At 61.4% G+C, this 18273-nt stretch carries 16 protein-coding genes; 4 read left to right on the top strand and 12 right to left on the bottom strand.

Going from position 1 to position 18273, the window contains the following annotated elements:
• Window positions 1–52: 52 nt before the first annotated feature.
• The 3 genes from ilvD to APH28_RS27640 form a co-directional block, all read right to left on the bottom strand.
• Window positions 53–1894, bottom strand: coding sequence for a dihydroxy-acid dehydratase (gene ilvD / locus APH28_RS27655; RefSeq protein ID WP_060513583.1), 1842 nt, complete (start codon window positions 1892–1894; stop codon window positions 53–55).
• Window positions 1895–2332: 438 nt separating this feature from the next.
• Entirely contained in the window at window positions 2333–4366 is a 2034-nt protein-coding gene (locus tag APH28_RS28770; RefSeq protein ID WP_156340962.1) for a hypothetical protein, read from the bottom strand.
• Between the two features lie 197 nt (window positions 4367–4563).
• A complete protein-coding gene (locus APH28_RS27640) occupies window positions 4564–5760 on the bottom strand; it encodes a class I SAM-dependent rRNA methyltransferase (protein WP_060513580.1) in 1197 nt (398 codons plus the stop codon).
• A gap of 299 nt (window positions 5761–6059) precedes the next feature.
• Between APH28_RS27640 and APH28_RS27635 the strand changes: the two genes are divergently transcribed.
• Window positions 6060–6878, top strand: coding sequence for an HDOD domain-containing protein (locus tag APH28_RS27635; protein WP_177334308.1), 819 nt, complete (start codon window positions 6060–6062; stop codon window positions 6876–6878).
• 3 nt (window positions 6879–6881) lie between these two features.
• Window positions 6882–7694, top strand: coding sequence for a bifunctional DNA-formamidopyrimidine glycosylase/DNA-(apurinic or apyrimidinic site) lyase (mutM, locus tag APH28_RS27630; protein ID WP_060513578.1), 813 nt, complete (start codon window positions 6882–6884; stop codon window positions 7692–7694).
• Window positions 7695–7704: 10 nt separating this feature from the next.
• On the opposite strand, the gene APH28_RS27625 is transcribed toward mutM, so the two are convergent.
• The 5 genes from APH28_RS27625 to APH28_RS27605 form a co-directional block, all read right to left on the bottom strand.
• Window positions 7705–7956, bottom strand: a complete 252-nt coding sequence (locus APH28_RS27625) for a YfhL family 4Fe-4S dicluster ferredoxin (protein WP_060513577.1) — start codon at window positions 7954–7956, stop codon at window positions 7705–7707.
• Window positions 7957–8064: 108 nt separating this feature from the next.
• The gene (gene coaD, locus APH28_RS27620; protein WP_027920955.1) at window positions 8065–8544 is read right to left on the bottom strand and encodes a pantetheine-phosphate adenylyltransferase; all 480 of its coding nucleotides are present in this window, start codon (window positions 8542–8544) and stop codon (window positions 8065–8067) included.
• 111 nt (window positions 8545–8655) lie between these two features.
• A complete protein-coding gene (locus APH28_RS27615) occupies window positions 8656–10254 on the bottom strand; it encodes a GMC family oxidoreductase (protein ID WP_060513576.1) in 1599 nt (532 codons plus the stop codon).
• A gap of 17 nt (window positions 10255–10271) precedes the next feature.
• Window positions 10272–10757: a hypothetical protein gene (locus APH28_RS27610; protein ID WP_060513575.1), complete on the bottom strand. Its 486-nt coding sequence runs from the start codon at window positions 10755–10757 to the stop codon at window positions 10272–10274.
• The gene (locus APH28_RS27605) at window positions 10757–12187 is read right to left on the bottom strand and encodes a coniferyl aldehyde dehydrogenase (RefSeq protein WP_060513574.1); all 1431 of its coding nucleotides are present in this window, start codon (window positions 12185–12187) and stop codon (window positions 10757–10759) included. The genes APH28_RS27610 and APH28_RS27605 overlap by 1 nt, the downstream gene beginning before the upstream one ends.
• A gap of 152 nt (window positions 12188–12339) precedes the next feature.
• Between APH28_RS27605 and APH28_RS27600 the strand changes: the two genes are divergently transcribed.
• Window positions 12340–13005: a TetR/AcrR family transcriptional regulator gene (locus APH28_RS27600; protein WP_060513573.1), complete on the top strand. Its 666-nt coding sequence runs from the start codon at window positions 12340–12342 to the stop codon at window positions 13003–13005.
• A 34-nt stretch (window positions 13006–13039) separates the two neighbouring features.
• Window positions 13040–13894 carry a sulfurtransferase gene (locus APH28_RS27595; RefSeq protein ID WP_060513572.1) on the top strand — a complete coding sequence of 285 codons (855 nt, stop codon included), beginning with the start codon at window positions 13040–13042 and terminating at the stop codon, window positions 13892–13894.
• Here the strand turns inward: APH28_RS27595 and APH28_RS27590 are convergent, their stop codons facing one another.
• The 4 genes from APH28_RS27590 to rsmD form a co-directional block, all read right to left on the bottom strand.
• The gene (locus APH28_RS27590) at window positions 13895–14887 is read right to left on the bottom strand and encodes a hydrolase (protein WP_060513571.1); all 993 of its coding nucleotides are present in this window, start codon (window positions 14885–14887) and stop codon (window positions 13895–13897) included.
• 60 nt (window positions 14888–14947) lie between these two features.
• Entirely contained in the window at window positions 14948–16318 is a 1371-nt protein-coding gene (locus tag APH28_RS27585) for a pitrilysin family protein (protein WP_060513570.1), read from the bottom strand.
• Entirely contained in the window at window positions 16311–17612 is a 1302-nt protein-coding gene (locus APH28_RS27580) for a pitrilysin family protein (protein ID WP_060513569.1), read from the bottom strand. The genes APH28_RS27585 and APH28_RS27580 overlap by 8 nt, the downstream gene beginning before the upstream one ends.
• 84 nt (window positions 17613–17696) lie before the next feature.
• Window positions 17697–18273, bottom strand: a 577-nt coding sequence (gene rsmD / locus APH28_RS27575) for a 16S rRNA (guanine(966)-N(2))-methyltransferase RsmD (RefSeq protein ID WP_060513568.1), incomplete at its 5' end; no start/stop codon positions are given.

Raw genomic sequence — 18273 nt, 5'->3', positions numbered from 1 at the left:
CATAAAAAACCGGCGCTCAGGGCGCCGGTTCTTGTTTCACGCGGTCAGAGCCTCACAGCCCTTCCAGCATCGCCTTGTTACGCACAGCACCTTTGTCGGCACTGGTCGCCAGCAGGGCGTAGGCCTTCAGTGCAGTGGTCACCTTGCGCGGGCGGACTTCAACCGGTTTCCAGCCTTTCTTGTCCTGCTCGATGCGACGGTGAGCCAGCTCTTCGTCGCTGACCAGCAGGTTGATCGAACGGTTGGGGATGTCGATCAGCACCTTGTCGCCGTCGCGCACCAGGCCGATGGCGCCGCCTGCGGCAGCTTCCGGCGAGGCGTGGCCGATCGACAGACCTGAGGTACCTCCCGAGAAGCGGCCGTCGGTAAGCAGGGCGCAAGCCTTGCCCAGGCCCTTGGACTTCAGGTACGAGGTCGGGTAGAGCATCTCTTGCATGCCCGGGCCGCCTTTCGGGCCTTCGTAACGGATGATCACGATGTCACCGGCCTTCACTTCGTCGGCGAGGATGCCGCGCACGGCGCTGTCCTGGCTCTCGAAGATTTTCGCGTTGCCTTCGAACACGTGGATCGATTCGTCGACGCCGGCAGTCTTCACCACACAACCGTCGACCGCGATGTTGCCGTACAGCACGGCCAGGCCGCCTTCTTGCGAGTAGGCGTGCTCGAAGCTGCGGATGCAGCCGTTTTCACGGTCGTCGTCGAGGGTTTCCCAACGGGTCGACTGGCTGAACGCGGTCTGGGTCGGGATGCCGGCCGGGCCTGCCTTGAAGAAGGTATGCACGGTTTCGTCATCGGTCTGGGTGATGTCCCACTTGGCAATGGCTTCTTCCATGCTGCGGCTGTGCACGGTCGGCAGGTCGGTGTGCAGCAGGCCGCCACGGGCGAGCGATCCGAGGATGCTGAAGATGCCGCCAGCGCGGTGCACGTCTTCCATGTGGTACTTCTGGATGTTCGGCGCCACCTTGCACAGCTGCGGCACCTTGCGCGACAGGCGATCGATGTCGCGCAGGTCGAATTCGACTTCACCTTCCTGGGCTGCAGCGAGCAGGTGCAGGATGGTGTTGGTCGAACCGCCCATGGCGATGTCGAGCATCATGGCGTTCTCGAACGCCTTGAAGTTGGCAATGCTTCGCGGCAGTACCGACTCGTCGTTTTCCTGGTAGTAGCGCTTGCACAGCTCGACGATGGTGCGGCCGGCGGTGAGGAACAGTTGCTCACGGTCGGCGTGAGTGGCCAGGGTCGAACCGTTGCCCGGCAGGGCCAGGCCCAGGGCCTCGGTCAGGCAGTTCATCGAGTTGGCGGTGAACATGCCGGAGCACGAACCGCAGGTCGGGCAGGCGCTGCGTTCGTACTCGGCGACTTTCTCGTCGGAGGCGGTGGAGTCGGCGGCGATGACCATGGCGTCGACCAGGTCCAGGCCGTGGCTGGCCAGCTTGGTCTTGCCGGCTTCCATCGGGCCGCCGGAAACGAAGATCACCGGGATGTTCAGGCGCAGGGCGGCCATCAGCATGCCGGGGGTGATCTTGTCGCAGTTGGAGATGCAGACGATGGCGTCGGCGCAGTGGGCGTTGACCATGTACTCCACGGCGTCAGCGATGATCTCGCGGCTCGGCAGTGAGTACAGCATGCCGTCATGGCCCATGGCGATGCCGTCATCGACCGCGATGGTGTTGAATTCCTTGGCCACGCCACCGGCGCGTTCGATTTCGCGGGCGACCAGCTGGCCCAGGTCCTTCAGGTGCACGTGGCCCGGGACGAACTGGGTGAAGGAGTTGGCGATGGCGATGATCGGTTTCTTGAAATCTTCGTCCTTCATCCCGGTGGCGCGCCACAGGGCACGAGCGCCGGCCATGTTGCGGCCCTGGGTGGAAGTCTTGGAACGGTAATCAGGCATGAAACACTCCTGGCGGCTTAATCAGGTCACTAAAAGGGGAGTGAGCTTCTCTATGTCCTTTGCGCCGCAGGCCGGTTGCCACAGGCACGGATGGGGCCGAAGACCGCGCGGGATCGCCGCGTGCTTGGCCAGAGCTCATAAACCCGCCGGGGATGACTGGCGATGAATAGGCCGATTCTACACCGCTGGCGCGGCGAGGGAATGGCGATGTGGAGGGTTGGCGTGGTTTGTGGGTGGGCGAAGTAGCATTCGGGACTGGCCTGGAGCGGAGGTGCCAGGACGGACGCCCGGGATTTGCCAAATCAAGAACCAGGTAGCGCACGTGGCAGCAGACGTCGAGATAAACAGTTAGGTTTTGAATCTATTAAAACCGGCGCTTTTCGCGCCGGTGTTTTTCTAGAGGAATAGCCCGAATCGCTTGAAATATGGCTGATGGGGCTAGATTTCTTCTGGAAGCTTCGCTAGTTGCTCCAAAGGCGAAGAAATTACATCAGTTTTTCGACGTAGTAAGGCGATGGCGCGACGGTCCGATACACCTGTACGTACGGTATCAACAGGGACTGAAAACGTTAAAGTCTTCGTTGGGGTTTCCACGCGAGTAAAAAGAATGGCGTTTTTGCGATCCCGGGGCGCCAGCAATAAGAAAAATACCTCATCATCTTTTTCAAGTGGTGTCATGAAGTTTACACTGAACGGTATTTTTTCTGCGGGCTCCTCAATTTCGTTGAGGAGCCCGGGAATGTATCCCGACTGATGTGAAGTGTATTTAGGCTCAATGCTAACCGCTAACCCTTCACAGTTGAAGTGCATGGAATTGGAAAGATCTTTCCTGTCTTTTCTGTGAATTTGATAAATTAGATCAATAGACCCGCCTGCTGCCAAGGTGGTTTTTTCCTTAGGTATTGTGAAGCTGACTGGCTTGTCCGCTATTTCAACGGTGCATTCCATGATGGCGCTAGCAGCAGGCTGCGAGCTCGCCAAGAACAACTGAACGACATCACCTTCGGCCATGTTCTCATACGCGGGTATTTCAATAGTGAAACCTGCCCTCACATACTCGATCGGCAGCGTTCCATTGGTTACATTTTCGATGCGCGGACGATAAATGTCCGATGCAAAGGCGTAATGGTTTTTCGGCGATTGCTCTGGGCTACCGGAAGAAGGCACAAGTATGTATGAGAGCGTAACGTCACTGTCCCAAAGCGCTTGTAGTTCATCACCTGTAATTGATGCTTGTACGCCTTTTTCTTGATGCTCTTCGGTAAGAGCTATAGGGCGCGAAACTGCGGTGTCGCGTGAGCTTAGGCTGAGCAATAGTATATCGTTCAGACTAAATTTTTCTGACCAGGGCAGCTCAATTGTGACTCCTTTACGTAGTGTTTCAAGTGAAATTTCTTTTTCGCTACCTGCCTCTGAAATAACAGCGGGCGGTAGCTGTCTCGAAGTTGATTGGCTGTCGTTATCGTCAGGCCAGACAGTAGCGCTTGTGGCGGATGCCACAACCCTTCCACTGCGATAGAGTATGATAGCAGTCTCGAAAGCGGCGTATTTCAAGGAGGCAAGCGTAGCGGTGGGAGCTAGTAGTTCAAATGATTTTGTACGGCTGTCAGGTCTATAGGAGGTAATTGAAACTTTTTCAACTGCTTGTGGATGCATCAAAAGGAAAAATACTTCGTCGCCCTCTCGTAGAGTAGCTGAGAAATTTGCAAGAAACGGTACCTTTCCAGCGGGGCTCTCATATTTGAACATTTGAGATGGTGCGAAATAGCCAGGCCAATCTGATCCATATTTAAGTCTTGGTTTTTGCAATAAGCTTTCACAATTAAATGATATCGGACGAGAGTTTTCTATGGTGTCACCATGAATGATCTGATAGATGACATTTGTTTTGTCGCGCATTTTGGTAGCTTTTGTGCTTGCGACCGTTATGAAGACCGGCTGTCCTACATCTTTGACTGTGCTTTCGATGACGACACTTGAATTGGCTGGTGTACTGGTCACGAAGACACGTATGCGATCACCTTTGGTCATGGCCTCATAAACAGGGATCTCGATAGTCATACCATTCTTTAGCTGGTCCCACGGCAGTGTGCCGTTTTCAATGCCTTTTACCTGTGGGCGATAGTTGTCTGATTCGAATTTATAGTGCGCTGATGCTGATATGCTGAGGTCGCCGTCGGGAATATGTATATATTGAATCTCGACATTGCTCTCCCAAAGTCCAGTAAGCTCCCCAGATTCGAAGAAGTCATGATGTTCTTCATTTTCTACTTTGATCCGGGTGCGGTGTACCGCGCTGGTGATTTCGCCCCGCACCACCAGGTGTATTTGATCGCCCACTTTGAACTTAGTAGACCATGGGATGACGACCGTGATGCCTTGACGTAATCTTTCGATCGAAACGATTTTTCGATCGCCCGCTTCAAGAACTCTAGCTGACGGGAGATTTTGAGCGATTGAACTATCTTTCATTTCGCCACCTTTGCGCAGTTTCCAAAGATTCCATTAATCTCTGGTCGAGTTAAGCTGGCTGTTATTTAAAAGCCGAACTTTAGCGGTGACAACTGGCAAAAATGATAGGTGAGTGAACTGTTCGGTCGCCAGGCTATTTAAATAGGCAAGCCGAGGCCAAGGCCTCGGCTTATAGCCTTAAATCTCAGATTCAAAGGTCAGCTGTTGGGCAGCAAGCGGCAGGTGATGCTCTTGATATAGCGGGTTTCGGCGATGGCCGGGTGCACCGGGTGATCCGGGCCCTGGCCGCCGCGCTCGAGCAGCTGCAGGTTGCGGTCCAGGTGACGGGCGCTGGTCAGCAGGATGTTGTGCAGGTCGTCCTCGGGCAGGTGCATCGAGCACGAGGCGCTGACCAGGATGCCGTCCTTGCTCAGCATGCGCATGGCCTGTTCGTTCAGGCGGCGGTAGGCCGCTTCGCCGTTTTTCAGGTCTTTCTTGCGCTTGATGAAGGCGGGCGGGTCGGCAATGATCACGTCAAAGCGCTCTTCGGCGGCTTTCAGCTCGCGCAGGGCTTCGAACACGTCGCCTTCGATGCAGGTCAGTTTCTCGCTGATGCCGTTCAGCGCGGCGTTACGCTCGACGCCGTCCAGGGCAAAGCCCGAGGCATCCACGCAGAACACTTCGCTGGCGCCGAACGCACCGGCCTGCACGCCCCAGCCACCGATGTAGCTGAACAGGTCAAGTACGCGCTTGCCCTTGACATACGGGGCCAGGCGCGCGCGGTTCATGCGGTGATCGTAGAACCAGCCGGTCTTCTGGCCTTCACGTACCGGGGCTTCGAACTTGACGCCGTTCTCTTCCAGCGGCACCCAGTCCGGCACTTCGCCGTAGACGGTTTCGACGTAGCGCTGCAGGCCTTCGGCGTCGCGGGCGGCGGAGTCGTTCTTGAACAGGATGCCGCTAGGCTTGAGCACCTGAACCAGGGCCGCGATCACGTCGTCCTTGTGCGCTTCCATGGTGGCCGAGGCCAGTTGCACGACGAGGATGTCGAAGAAACGATCGACCACCAGGCCCGGCAGCAGGTCGGAGTCGCCGTACACCAGGCGGTAGCACGGCTGGTCAAACAGGCGCTCGCGCAGGGACAGGGCGACGTTCAGGCGGTGCACCAGCAGCGACTTGTCCAGCGGCAGCTTGATGTCACGCGACAGCAGGCGGGCGCAGATCAGGTTGTTCGGGCTCAGCGCGACGATGCCCAGCGGCTTGCCGTTGGCAGCCTCGAGCACGGCCTGCTGGCCGGCCTGGAAGCCTTGCAGCGGGGTCGCGGAAACGTCGACTTCGTTGCTGTAGACCCACAGGTGGCCGGCGCGCAGGCGGCGGTCGGCATTGGCTTTGAGGCGAAGGCTGGGCAGGGACATGACGTCGCTCCGGGAAAAAAGAGCGGGATTATAGCCTGTTGACTGGTCGCGCGTCCCTTGTAGGAGCGGCCTTGCGTCGCGAAAGGGGCGCGTAGCGGCCCCAGGTTTTCAGCGTTGCAGCAGATATTGCCGGGGCCGCTTTGCGGCCCTTTCGCGACACGAGGCCGCTCCTACAAGGATTCGTCGATTGGTCTCGTTGCTCGCTAGGGGGTTAGAATCCCCCGGTCCTCAACGAGTGTGCACGCATGTCCCAAGAACTCAGCGCCGAACAGATCCAGCAAGCCTTGCAAGGCATCACCATTCCGCCGCAACCGCAGATCATGGTCGACCTGCAGTTCGAGCAGTACATGCCCGACCCGGACCTGGAAACCATCGCCAAGCTGATTTCCCAAGACCCAGGCCTGGCCGGTGCCTTGCTCAAGCTGGTCAATTCGCCGCATTTCGGCCTGTCGAACAAGATCGGCTCGATCCAGCGCGCGGTGAACCTGCTGGGCAGCCGTTCGATCATCAACCTGATCAACGCGCAGTCGATCAAAGGCGAGATGAGCGACGAGACCATCGTCACCCTCAACCGCTTCTGGGATACCGCCCAGGACGTGGCCATGACCTGCCTGACGTTGGCCAAACGCACTGGCATCCAGGCTGCCGACGAGGCCTATACCCTCGGCCTGTTCCACGATTGTGGTGTGCCGCTGATGCTCAAGCGCTTCCCCGAATACATGCAGGTGCTGGAAGACGCCTACGCCAAGGCCGGTGAGGAAACGCGCGTGGTCGATACCGAGAACCGCGCCTTCAACACCAACCACGCGGTGGTCGGCTACTTCACGGCCAAGTCGTGGCGCCTGCCGGAGCACATCAGTGCGGCCATCGCGAACCACCACAATGCCCTGGCGATCTTCCGCGAAGACTCGTCGCGCAATACCCAGAGCCAGTTGAAGAACCTGCTGGCCGTGCTGAAGATGGCCGAGCACATCTGCGCCTCTTACCGCGTGCTGGGCAACCAGAGCGTCGACCATGAGTGGAATGTGGTCGGCCCTCTGGTGCTGGACTACATCGGTTTGTCGGAGTACGACTTCGAGAACCTGAAACAGAACATTCGCGAGCTGGGCGGGCATTGATTCATGCCGGAATTACCTGAAGTGGAAACCACCCGGCGCGGCATTGCGCCGCACCTGGAAGGCCAGCGCGTCAGCCGTGTGGTGGTGCGTGACCGGCGGCTGCGCTGGCCGATCCCCGAGGACCTCGACGTGCGCCTGTCCGGGCAGCGCATCCTCAGTGTCGAGCGGCGGGCCAAGTATCTGTTGATCAACGCCGAGGTCGGCACCTTGATCAGCCATCTGGGCATGTCGGGCAACCTGCGCCTGGTGGAGCTGGGTTTGCCAGCGGCCAAGCACGAACATGTCGATATCGAACTGGAGTCAGGGCTGATGCTGCGTTACACCGACCCGCGACGGTTCGGCGCCTTGCTCTGGAGTCTTGACCCGCTCAACCACGAACTGTTGCTGCGCCTAGGGCCAGAGCCGTTGACCGAACTGTTTGACGGTGAGCGTCTGTTTCAGCTTTCACGCGGGCGTTCGATGGCGGTCAAGCCGTTCATCATGGACAACGCGGTGGTGGTAGGGGTGGGCAACATCTACGCGACGGAGGCGCTGTTTGCCGCCGGGATCGATCCGCGGCGTGAGGCGGGCGGGATTTCCCGGGCGCGTTATCTGAAGCTGGCGGTCGAGATCAAGCGGGTGCTGGCGGCGGCCATCGAGCGAGGCGGCACGACCTTGCGCGATTTCATTGGCGGCGACGGGCAGCCGGGGTACTTCCAGCAGGAACTGTTCGTCTACGGGCGGGGCGGTCAGCCGTGCAAGCTGTGCGGCACGACCTTGCGCGAGGTGAAGCTGGGGCAGCGGGCAAGCGTGTTCTGCCCGCGCTGCCAGCGCTAGCCGTCTGCGTTCAGCCCTTGCCGGTGATCCGGCGGTACTTGGCCATCAGCTCGTCTTCGGTTTCCGGGCGCGCTTCATCCAGTGGGATGCAGTCGACCGGGCAGACCTGCTGGCACTGCGGCTCGTCGTAATGACCCACGCACTGGGTGCAGAGGTTCGGGTCGATCACGTAGATCTCTTCGCCTTGGGAGATGGCCTCGTTCGGGCACTCGGGTTCGCAGACGTCGCAGTTGATGCAATCGTCGGTGATGATCAGGGACATGGGGACTCCGGCCGGGGCGCATCGCCCGGGCATGTTCAACGCTTTGGGCACAATTGTGCCGCATTCGCGCCCGCAGTGCACGCGGGCGCGATGATCAGGCGCGCAAGGTTACTTCTTGAAGCGTTCGGTCAGCGCCTCGGCCACCACCGGGTGGACGAACTTGGTGATATCTCCGCCCAACGCGGCTATTTCCCGCACCAGTGTCGAGGAAATGAACGAGTAACGCTCCGAAGGTGTGAGGAACAGGCTCTCGACATCGGGCGCCAGTTGCCGGTTCATGTTTGCCAGCTGGAATTCGTATTCGAAGTCCGACACCGCGCGCAGGCCGCGTAGAAACACGTTCGCGCCCTGTTCCTTGGCGAAGTGCGCCAATAGCGAGGAGAAGCCGATGACTTCGACATTGGGCAGGTGCTTGGTGACCTCACGGGCGAGCTCGACCCGTTGTTCCAGCGGGAACAGGGGGTTTTTCTTCGGGCTGGCCGCCACCGCGATGATCACGTGGTCGAACAGGCGCGAAGCGCGCTCGACCAAGTCGCCATGGCCTTTGGTAATGGGGTCGAAAGTACCCGGGTACAACACTCGGTTCATCGCGTCATCCTGGCTGGAGTGCGTTGGGGAGTCGGATGGTAGCGCAGCGACTGCGCCCGGCCAAGTCATGCGGCCGGCTGATGGCACTATAGACAGGGCGTGTATTCGTTGTCATGCACTCTGTGCCAGGCGGGTGGCCAAGGCATCAGTGAGCCTGGCGCTGATGGCATAGACCGACAGCTGCGGGTTGGCGCCGATGCTGGTGGGGAACAGCGAACCGTCATGGATCGAGAGGTTTTCCAGCTGATGATGGCGGCCAAGGCTGTCGCACACCGCCTGGCGCGGGTCGTCACCCAGCGCGCAACCCCCCATGACATGGGCGCTGCCCAGTCGAGTGCGGAACGGCTCCAGGCGCAAGGCGTCGATCATGCGCTGAACCTCGCTGAGGCTGGCAGCGGCGCGGGCGTCGCTGTGTACCGGCGTGACCTGCGTGGCGCCTGCGGCGAACTGGATTTGCGCCATGCTGTGATAGGCGCGGCGCAGGCCGTCGCGCAGGTAGTCGGTGAGCGGGTAATCCAGCACCGGTGAGCCGTCACCGCGCAACTCCACCACCCCGCCCTTGCTTTCGGGGTGAAAGCCGTCGCGCAGCAGGGCCAGCATCACGTGAGTGTGCGGCAGTTCGGCCATGCGCTGGGCATTGTCGCTGCCGTATCCACCGAGCAACGTGCTGGCCAGGGCCGGGTGCAAGGGCGGCACTTCCAGCTTGTAGCCCACTGGCCCATCGACGCCGTCTTGCCACTGGAAGTGGTCGCTGTAGATCGACTGCGGAGCACCATAGTACGGGTCGATGCGCGCGTCGAAACGCGCGGCGCTGAAGTTGACCAGATGCAAAAAGGTCCGTTTGCCTAGCCGCCCATGCGGGTCAGGGGCCTTGGAGCGCAGCAGCAGGGCCGGGCTGTTGATACCGCCGCCGGCCACGATGTAGTGGCGGGCACGCACGCTGATTTGCCGGCCGGTGGGGTGGACACCTTGCGCATCCAGGGCTTGGCACTGCAGCTGGGTAATGCGCTCGCCGTTGTGCTCCAGGCGCTCAGCGCGGGCGAGGTAGAGCAGTTCACCGCCCTTTTCGAGGGTCGCCGGAATGCGCGTGACCAGCATCGACTGCTTGGCATTCACCGGGCAGCCCATGCCGCAATAGCCGAGGTTCCAGCAGCCACGCACGTTTCGCGGGATCACCGCCCAGCGATAGCCAAGCTGTTCACAGCCGCGCCGCAATACGTCGTTGTTGGCGTTGGCCGGCATCGCCCAGGGTGTGATACCCAGGTCGTGCTCGATACGCTCGAACCAAGGTTGCATTTCTTGCTCCCCCAGGCCTGTGACGCCATGGGCTGCGGCCCAGTGCGCCAACGTCTGCGGTGGGGTGCGAAAGCTCGAGGTCCAGTTGATCAGGGTGGTCCCACCGACGGCGCGGCCTTGCAGGATGGTGATGGCGCCATCCTTGCTCATCCGCCCCAGGCCCTCCTGATAGAGGCTGGCGTAGGCCTCGTTTTCCAGCAGATGGAAGTCGCTGCTGGTTTTCAACGGGCCTTCCTCGATCAGCAGCACCTTGTAGCCGGCTGCGCTGAGCATCTGCGCGCTGGTGGCGCCGCCGGCACCGCTGCCGATCACGGCGATATCGGCCTCCAGCGCCAGGTCCTGCTCCAGGCGCGAGCCGTCATGGGTGATCCAGCCGCGTTCGAGCCCTTGGCGAAACGGGTCGGTTACAGGCATTGAGAATGCTCTTTTTGTCAGATCTTGGGTGGCCCGGGGTAGCCGCAGGCGGCCCACGCTTCCGGGCGTTCGTACCAGGCCATCTGCAGCAGCTGCAGCAGCGAAGCATGGCCCATGCGCAGCAGGTTCAGCGAGCTGTCCTGCCAGCGCAGCAGAAAGGCCGTTACCTGCGCGCCGCTGGCCTGCTCCCAGGCTCCCCAGACCCCGGTCAAAGGGCCACGGGTCAGCGGCAGGTTGAGCACATCGAACAGTTGCCGGGTGAGCTTGAGCATTTCCGGTGACAGCGCTGCCAGCTTGTGGTCGAGGCTGTGCAGCACCAGATCGGCGCTTGCTGCGGTGCCGGCGAGCACTACCGGAATCAGTGCAAGCAGGGCCGGCAGGTCTTCGTCACGCAGCACCCGGTAACCGGCCGCAGGCGTTTGCGCGCTGCAGCCGACCAGGCTGGCGGTGCTCAGGAACAGGCTGGCGCCCAGGCTGAAGCGCAGCAGGTCGCGGCGCTGCATCAGCGGATGAACAACTTGTAGACCAGGCGCTGCAAGGCCTTGCCGTAGGGCGGGTAGATCAGCCGTGCGGCATTCAGGCGCTGCTTGGCCAGTACCGCCTTGGCCTTGCTGAAGGTCTGGAAACCTTCGTAGCCATGGTAGTGGCCCATGCCGGAGGGGCCGACCCCGCCGAATGGCAAGTCGTCCTGGGCCACATGCAGGAGGGTGTCGTTCAGGCACACACCGCCAGAATGGCTGTGCTGCAGCACGTGCTGCTGCTCGCTACGGTCGTAGCCGAAGTAGTACAGCGCCAATGGGCGAGGGCGCTGGTTGATGTAGGCCAGGGCCTCGTCGAGGTGGTGGTAAGGTACAAGCGGCAGCAGCGGGCCGAAGATTTCGTCCTGCATCACCTGCATGCTGTCGTTGACCCTGGTCAGCAGGTGCGGCGGCAAGCGCCGGCCCTGGCGGGGCTCGTCGGGGTACAGGTCAAGCACCTGGGCGCCCTTGCTGCGGGCGTCGTCCAGCAGGTGTTGCAGGCGCTGCAGCTGCCGTGGGTTGATGATGGCGCTGTAGTCCGGGTTGTCGGCGATGCGTGGGTACATGCGCTGGACGACGTCGCGGTAGGCGTCGGCAAAGTCGTTCAGGCGTTCACGCGGTAACAGCACGTAGTCAGGCGCGACGCAGGTCTGGCCGGCGTTGAGGGTCTTGCCGAAGGCGATGCGCTCGGCGGCAGCCGCCAGCGGTACGTTGGCAGAGACAATGGCGGGCGACTTGCCGCCCAGCTCAAGGGTTACCGGGGTCAGGTTCTGGGCAGCAGCCAGCATGACCTGGCGGCCGATGCTGGTGGCGCCGGTGAACAACAGGTGGTCGAAAGGCAGACGGGCATACGCCTGGCCGACCTCGACTTCGCCCAGTACTACGCTGACCAGGTCTTCGGGGAATACCCGCTCAATGAGTGCTTTGAGGGCTGCACCGCTGGCCGGTGTGGCCTCGCTCAGCTTGAGCATTACCCGATTGCCGGCGGCCAGGGCGCCGGTTAGCGGGCCGATGGCGAGAAATAGTGGGTAGTTCCACGGCACGATGATGCCCACCACGCCCAGCGGCTGGTACAGCACGCGCGCACTGGCCGGCTGGAAGGCCAGGCCCACGGCGCGCCGGGAAGGTCGCATCCAGCGCTGCAAGTGGCGCTCGGCATGGCGGATGCCTTGTACCGACGGCAGCAGCTCGGCCAACAGGGTTTCGTCGGCACTGCGGCCGCTGAAGTCGGCATCGATGGCTTCGATCAATGTTTGCTGGTCCGCCAGCAAGGCCTCGCGCAGGCTTTTCAGCCACTGCCGCCGCTGCGCCGCCGGTGGCATGGGGTTGCCGGTAAAAGCCTGGCGCTGAGCGGCGAACGTCGCTTCCATATCGGTGTCGGAATGCACGGGAGGCAAGGCGATGGGCGAGGGCACGGTGGTCTCCCGTCTGGGCTCGAAGTCCCTAGAGCCTATACTCTAACTCGTACCATGGTGCGACTTTTTTGACCTGGAGGAAACGGTGCATCGACGGTGCGATTCGCCGTAAGATGGCCCTCTACCGATAGCCCGCAGACTGGGAGCTGAGCATGGCCCCGCGCATGAAGACCCGAGAGCGCATCGTGCAGAACAGCCTGGAGCTGTTCAACCAGCAGGGCGAACGCAGCGTCAGTACCAACCACATTGCCGCGCACATGGAAATATCGCCCGGCAACCTGTACTACCACTTCCCCAACAAGCAGGCGATCATCGCCCTGCTGTTCAGCCAGTACGAAGAGCTGGTGGACAGCTTCCTGCGCCCGCCGCAAGGGCGAGCAGCCACGGTCGAAGACAAACGCTTCTACCTCAAGGCGTTGCTCGCGGCGATGTGGAACTACCGTTTCCTGCACCGTGACCTGGAACACCTGTTGGAAAGCGACCCGGAACTGGCCGCCCGCTATCGGCGTTTTTCCGAGCGCTGTCTGCGCCAGGGCCAGGCGATCTACCGGGGTTTCGTCGCTGCCGGGATCCTGACCATGGAGCCCGCGCAGATCGAGTCGCTGACCATCAATGCATGGATCGTGCTGACCTCATGGGTACGTTTTCTCAGCACCACGCGCGAACATTCCGCGCATCTGGGTGAAGAAGCCTTCAAGCGCGGCGTCTATCAGGTGCTGGTGCTGGAGCTCGGTTTCGTCACCCGCAACGCCCGTAGCGCCGTGGACGCCCTGTGCCAGGAATTCCACGTTCCATTCAATCAGGCTCTGGAACAGTAGCCAGGGCCTCCGTGCCATCGATCAGGAGATTGTCATGCCCCTTGCGCAATTGATCACCCCGCAACAGCTGGCCGAGCGTCTGGGCTCGCCCAAGTTGGTGATCCTTGATTGTCGGTTTGCCCTGGAGGATGTGGATTACGGCCAACGCAGCTATGCCGAGGGGCATATTGCTGGCGCGCATTTTGCCGACCTGGAGCGTGACCTGAGTGGCCCGGTGAGCAAGGGCCGTACCGGCCGTCATCCGCTGCCGGACCCGCATCGCCTCGTCGAGCGCCTGCGCGAGTGGGGCCTGGACGACGACAGCGAAGTGGTGCTCTACGACGATGGCCCGGGCGCTTTTGCCGCCCGTGCCTGGTGGTTGCTGGTCTGGCTGGGCAAGCGCAGCGACGTGGCGATTCTCGATGGGGGGCTCAAGGCCTGGCATGCGGCGCACCTGCCGCTGAGCCTGGATGCGTCGGCCAAACGCGAGGGGACGTTCAGCGGTGAGCCGGACGCCAAGCTGCTGATCGACGCCGAGCATCTGGCCAAGCGCCTGGGTAGCTCTGACCTGACCCTGATCGATGCCCGTGCGTTGCCGCGCTTTCGCGGCGAGGTGGAGCCAATCGACCCCGTGGCAGGCCACATTCCGGGCGCCCAGTGTGCGGCCTTCAACGAGAACCTCGGTGCCGATGGGCGTTTCCTGGCGCCGGAACAGCTCAAGCAGCGTTTTGCCGAGAAGCTGGCAGGGCGCTCGCCGGAGCAACTGGTGGCTTACTGTGGGTCAGGGGTGACGGCATGCCATAACCTGTTTGCTCTAGCGCTGGCGGGGTATCCGTTAGGCAAGCTGTATGCCGGATCGTGGAGCGAGTGGATCAATGATCCCAAGCACGGTGTGGCGACGGGTGAGTAATCACTGACCGTCGGCCAACCACTGCGGAATCCGCCGCTCCAGGTAATAGCCCGGGTTCCTCAGGCTGCCATCGACAAACCCGACATGGCCACCGCGCTCATGCAGCTCGAACTGAGTCTGCGGCGCCAGTTCGCTGGCCGTGGGCAGGCTGTGGCCGAACACGAACGGGTCGTCGGTGGCGTGGATGATCAACGTTGGCGTGCGGTTCTCTCCCAGATAGAACCGGCTCGATGAGCGGCGGTAGTAATCGTGGGCATCGCTGAAGCCATTGAGCGGCGCGGTGACCTTGCCGTCGAAATCCCAGAACGTCTTCAGCCTGCCCAATGGGCCCAGCCGGTCGAGCGCAGCCAGGCCCTCGTGGTGGCCGTGGTCACGGAAGTGCCTTTGCTTCACCTGCACATAAGCCATCATCTCGCGCATGAAGTGCGCCTGATACACCTTGGAGAAGCCCTGGCCGATCCGATCGGCGCACTGGTCGAGGCGGAACGGCACCGAGACGGCCACTGCGGCTTCCAACTGGCTGGCTGCACCACGCTCCCCCAAGTATTTGAGCAACACATTGCCACCCAGTGAGTAGCCGACGGCATACAGCGGTGCCGATGGGCGTTGGGCATGCAAGTGAGCGACCACCTCGGCGAGATCCTCGCTGGCGCCTGAGTGATAGCTGCGTGGCAACAGGTTGGGTTCGCTCGAACAGCCGCGCCAGTTCACCGCCACGCTGGCCCAGCCGCGGGCCTGCAGCGATTGCTGCAGGCCTTTGACGTAGGGCGAATGAGAAGAGCCAGTCAATCCGTGCAGTACCAGCACCAGTGGCGCGTCCGGGCTATGCGGCCCATGCCAGTCGAGGTCGAGAAAATCGCCATCGGCCAGCCACAGGCGTTCGCGGCTTCGCTCCAGCTCCGGCAACTTGCGCCACAGCGGCCCCCACAGGGTTTGCAGGTGGGGGTTGGACAGGCCGATGGCCGGGCGGAACGTGGCAGTGAGGCTGGGCATGCTGGGCGACTCGTGATGTGCCTGCGTAGAGTGCCATGAAACCCCACCGCTGTACCTGCACTATTGGTCGGGGACTGGCAGAGGTCGTTGCTCGACGCTTGGGCCGACGCTGACCTGTACGCTATAGCTTAGGTCGAGATGGCGTTGCATGGCGGCGCGGACATCTGTCGGAGTCAACCTGTTGATGCGTGCGATGTGGGTGTTGAGATGATCGTCGGGTTGACGTTGATGGGTTAGCTGCGCAAGCAATCCCGCCAGGCGCTTGTTCTGGGCGACGCCGCGCAGCAGTTGCCCTTCCAGCTGCTTGCGTGCCAATTGCAACTCGGCCTGGGTTGGCCCTTGTTCGATGAAATCGCGCAGAAGGGTCTTTACCAGTTCCTGAGAGCCTTCCACATGCGCTGGGGCGACCTCCCATTCGACGGTCAACAAACCACCCGCCCTTAATGGCGATATGTGGGTGTGCACGCCGTAAGTGAGGCCGCGCCGTTGGCGTAATTCCACCATCAAGCGAGATTCAAGGCCTTCACCGAGTACATCGCTGGCCAGTACCAGGGCAGGGAATTCCGGCTCATTGGCGCGCACATTCAAGGGCAGTGCATGCAGAAGTGCACTGCTTGCACCAGCCTGTTCGACGTGTAAAGTCGCGCTGATCGGTGCCGGGACGGTTGGTAGATCAGTCGCCGACCACCCCTGTGGCAAGGCCAGGCTGATCCGATGTGTAAGCGCTTGCGCTTCAGCGAGGGAAAGGTCTCCCACCAAGACCATTTCCAGATTGCTGGCGCTGTAGCCGCGTTGGTGGAATGCCCGCAAGTCGTCTGTGGTAACGGCCGCTATGCCTTGCTCGGTGCTGCCCAGTAGGTTGCCGTAACAATGGCCTTTGAACAAATGACGGAAGGCTTCGCTACGCGCTCTCAGTACCGGATGCCGCTCGCGTGAAGCGCGGCTCTGCAGCAACTGCCGTTTGATCTTGTCCAGAGCCAAGGGGGCAAAAGCAGGATTGGCCACGAGGTCGGTGAAAATCGCCAAGGCCGGCTCAAGCATTGCCGGGGCGCTGAGGCTGCGTAGACTCAGCGTTGCATGCTCCAGACGTATCTGCTTTTCGAAGATCGCGCCCAGGCGCTCCAGCTGCTCGGCCTGCTGAGCGGCGGTGTAGTGTCGGCTGCCCTCATCGAGCATGTGCAATGCCAAGGCTGCCAGGCCGGGATGTATGGTGTCCTGAGCGGTGCCAGCCTTGAACCTCAATACTACGTCGACGATTGGCAACCCGCGGGCTTCGACGAACTTCACGCGCGTGCCTGCTTCTGTGGTCCAGGCTTGTACCTGAGTCGTGATGGACTCGAACTGATCCAGGTCGAGACCCTGGGCTGAGACCAAGCCGCCGTAAATGCTGTTGGCCTCGATAGGCGTGTGGGTTGGGGTCGAGTCATGCATGAGCGCTTTCCTTCTGGTGCATGAATGTGATGGCTGCGCGCGGATCAGTCAGAAATTCCAGGGCAACCTGGCCGACCTGCTCGGCTGTCACGGCTTCGATGGCTTGCCGCTCATCTTCCAGTGCAACAGGGTCCAGGCCGCAAGCAGCCTGTTTGCCGATGGCCAGGGCTTGCTTGTTCAAGTCGTCCCTTTCGAACAGCTGCCTGGCCAGCAGGCGAGCTTTGGCACGTTGAAGGTCATCTTTGGACGGTGCCGACTGGCGGAATGCTTCGATTTCCAGCATCAGCCTTTCAGCTGCGGTCTCCGGCGCTACTTGCGGGCTGCAAAATGCGTAGAGTGCCAGCAAGCTGTCACCGCGTTGCCAGGGTTCGTAGGTTGGCCTCAGGCCCTGCAGAATGGGGTCATCCAGAACCAGCCGGCGTTGCAGGCTGCTGCTCAGCCCATCGGCAAGCAGGTCGGGCAGTAGCCGCAATGCGTAGGCTTGCGCGTCAGATTGGGCGGTGTATTGGCTGGGCAGGTTGAAACTGAGGATCGTGCCTGTGTACAGGCCTGGCAGCCGCAATGTTTGATGGCGCCGGCTCTGCTCAGGGGGCGCGGAAATTGCCTGGCGCACTGGCAGGCGATTGCCAGGGATCGTTGCAAAGTGGCGCATCACCAGGGTTTGCAGCTGTGGCAGGGTGATGTCGCCGGCTACTGCCAGCGTGGCATTGTTCGGGTGGTACCAGGACCGGTACCAGGTGCGGACGGCAGCTGGGGTCAGGTGCTCAAGGTCCGCCTTGTGGCCAATGACTGGTGTGCCATAGCCGATGGCGCCATAGGCCAGCTGCTCGTGATGCTCCAGTGCAAGTGCCAAGGGGTTGTTGTCGACTTGCTCACGGCGTTCGGCCATGACTACGTGCAGTTCGCGAGCGAAAGGTGTTTCGCTGAGTGTGGCGCTGGTCATCACGTCGGCCATGGCTTCCAGCGCAATTTCCAGGCGGCTGGCTGGCAATGTCAGTGGAAAGACCGTAGCGTCGCTGGAGGTGAAGGCATTCGGTTCGCCACCAAGACGGCTCATCACAGACGAGTATTGGCCACTTGCCAGTTTGCTGCTGCCTTCGAACAGCAGGTGCTCCAGGGCATGGGAAAGGCCGGAGTGGCCTGCTGGCTCGTAGCTCGAACCGACGTGATACCACAGCTGCACGCTGACCAGCGGCGCACGATGGTCTTCGCGCAGGTAGATGCGCATGCCATTGGAAAGGGTGAACGACTGTACCGTGCCGCCCGGGATGGGCGCAGAAGGGCGTTCGATCATGGTGGAAGTGCTCCTGCAAGAACGTGGGAGCAGCTTCAACCATGCTGGCGACGGGTATGCGGTAACTAAATACGGCTTAGGAGATCAGCCTCGTTGCCAAAGCGCGTAATGCACCTGGCCGGTCTTTTTCTCCCGGTGCAGACGCCAGTTGCCGGGCATCGGCAGTGTTGACGGGGCTGCCTCGCTTTCGGTGTAGATCCACGCCTGTTCGCGCAGCCACTGGTTCTGTTCCAGCAGGTTGCAGGTGTTGGCCAGCAGGTCCTGGTGGAATGGAGGGTCGAGAAACACCACGTCGAACTGCTGCTTGGCCGGGGTTTGCAGGTAGCGCAAGGCGTCGGTCTGCAAGATCTGCCCGCGCGGGCAGCGCAGAATCTCGAGGTTGTTCTTCAGGTTGGCGATGGCGGCCGAGTTGCTATCCAGCGCCACGGCATTTTCGGCACCGCGGGACAGCGCCTCCAGCACCAGGGCGCCGCTGCCAGTGAAGGCGTCCAGCACCTGGGCGCCTTCGATGTAGGGCGCCAGCCAGTTGAACACGGTTTCGCGCACACGGTCAGGGGTTGGCCGCAGGCCTTCGCCTTCCGGTACCGCCAGGCGGCGGCTGCGCCACTCGCCGGCGATGATGCGCAGGTGACCCTGGCCCTTGCTTTGACCCTGTTGCGGG

The sequence above is a fragment of the Pseudomonas sp. NBRC 111124 genome, assembly GCF_001320245.1.
Lineage (GTDB): Bacteria > Pseudomonadota > Gammaproteobacteria > Pseudomonadales > Pseudomonadaceae > Aquipseudomonas.
This window is presented reverse-complemented; position numbering and strand designations above follow the sequence as displayed.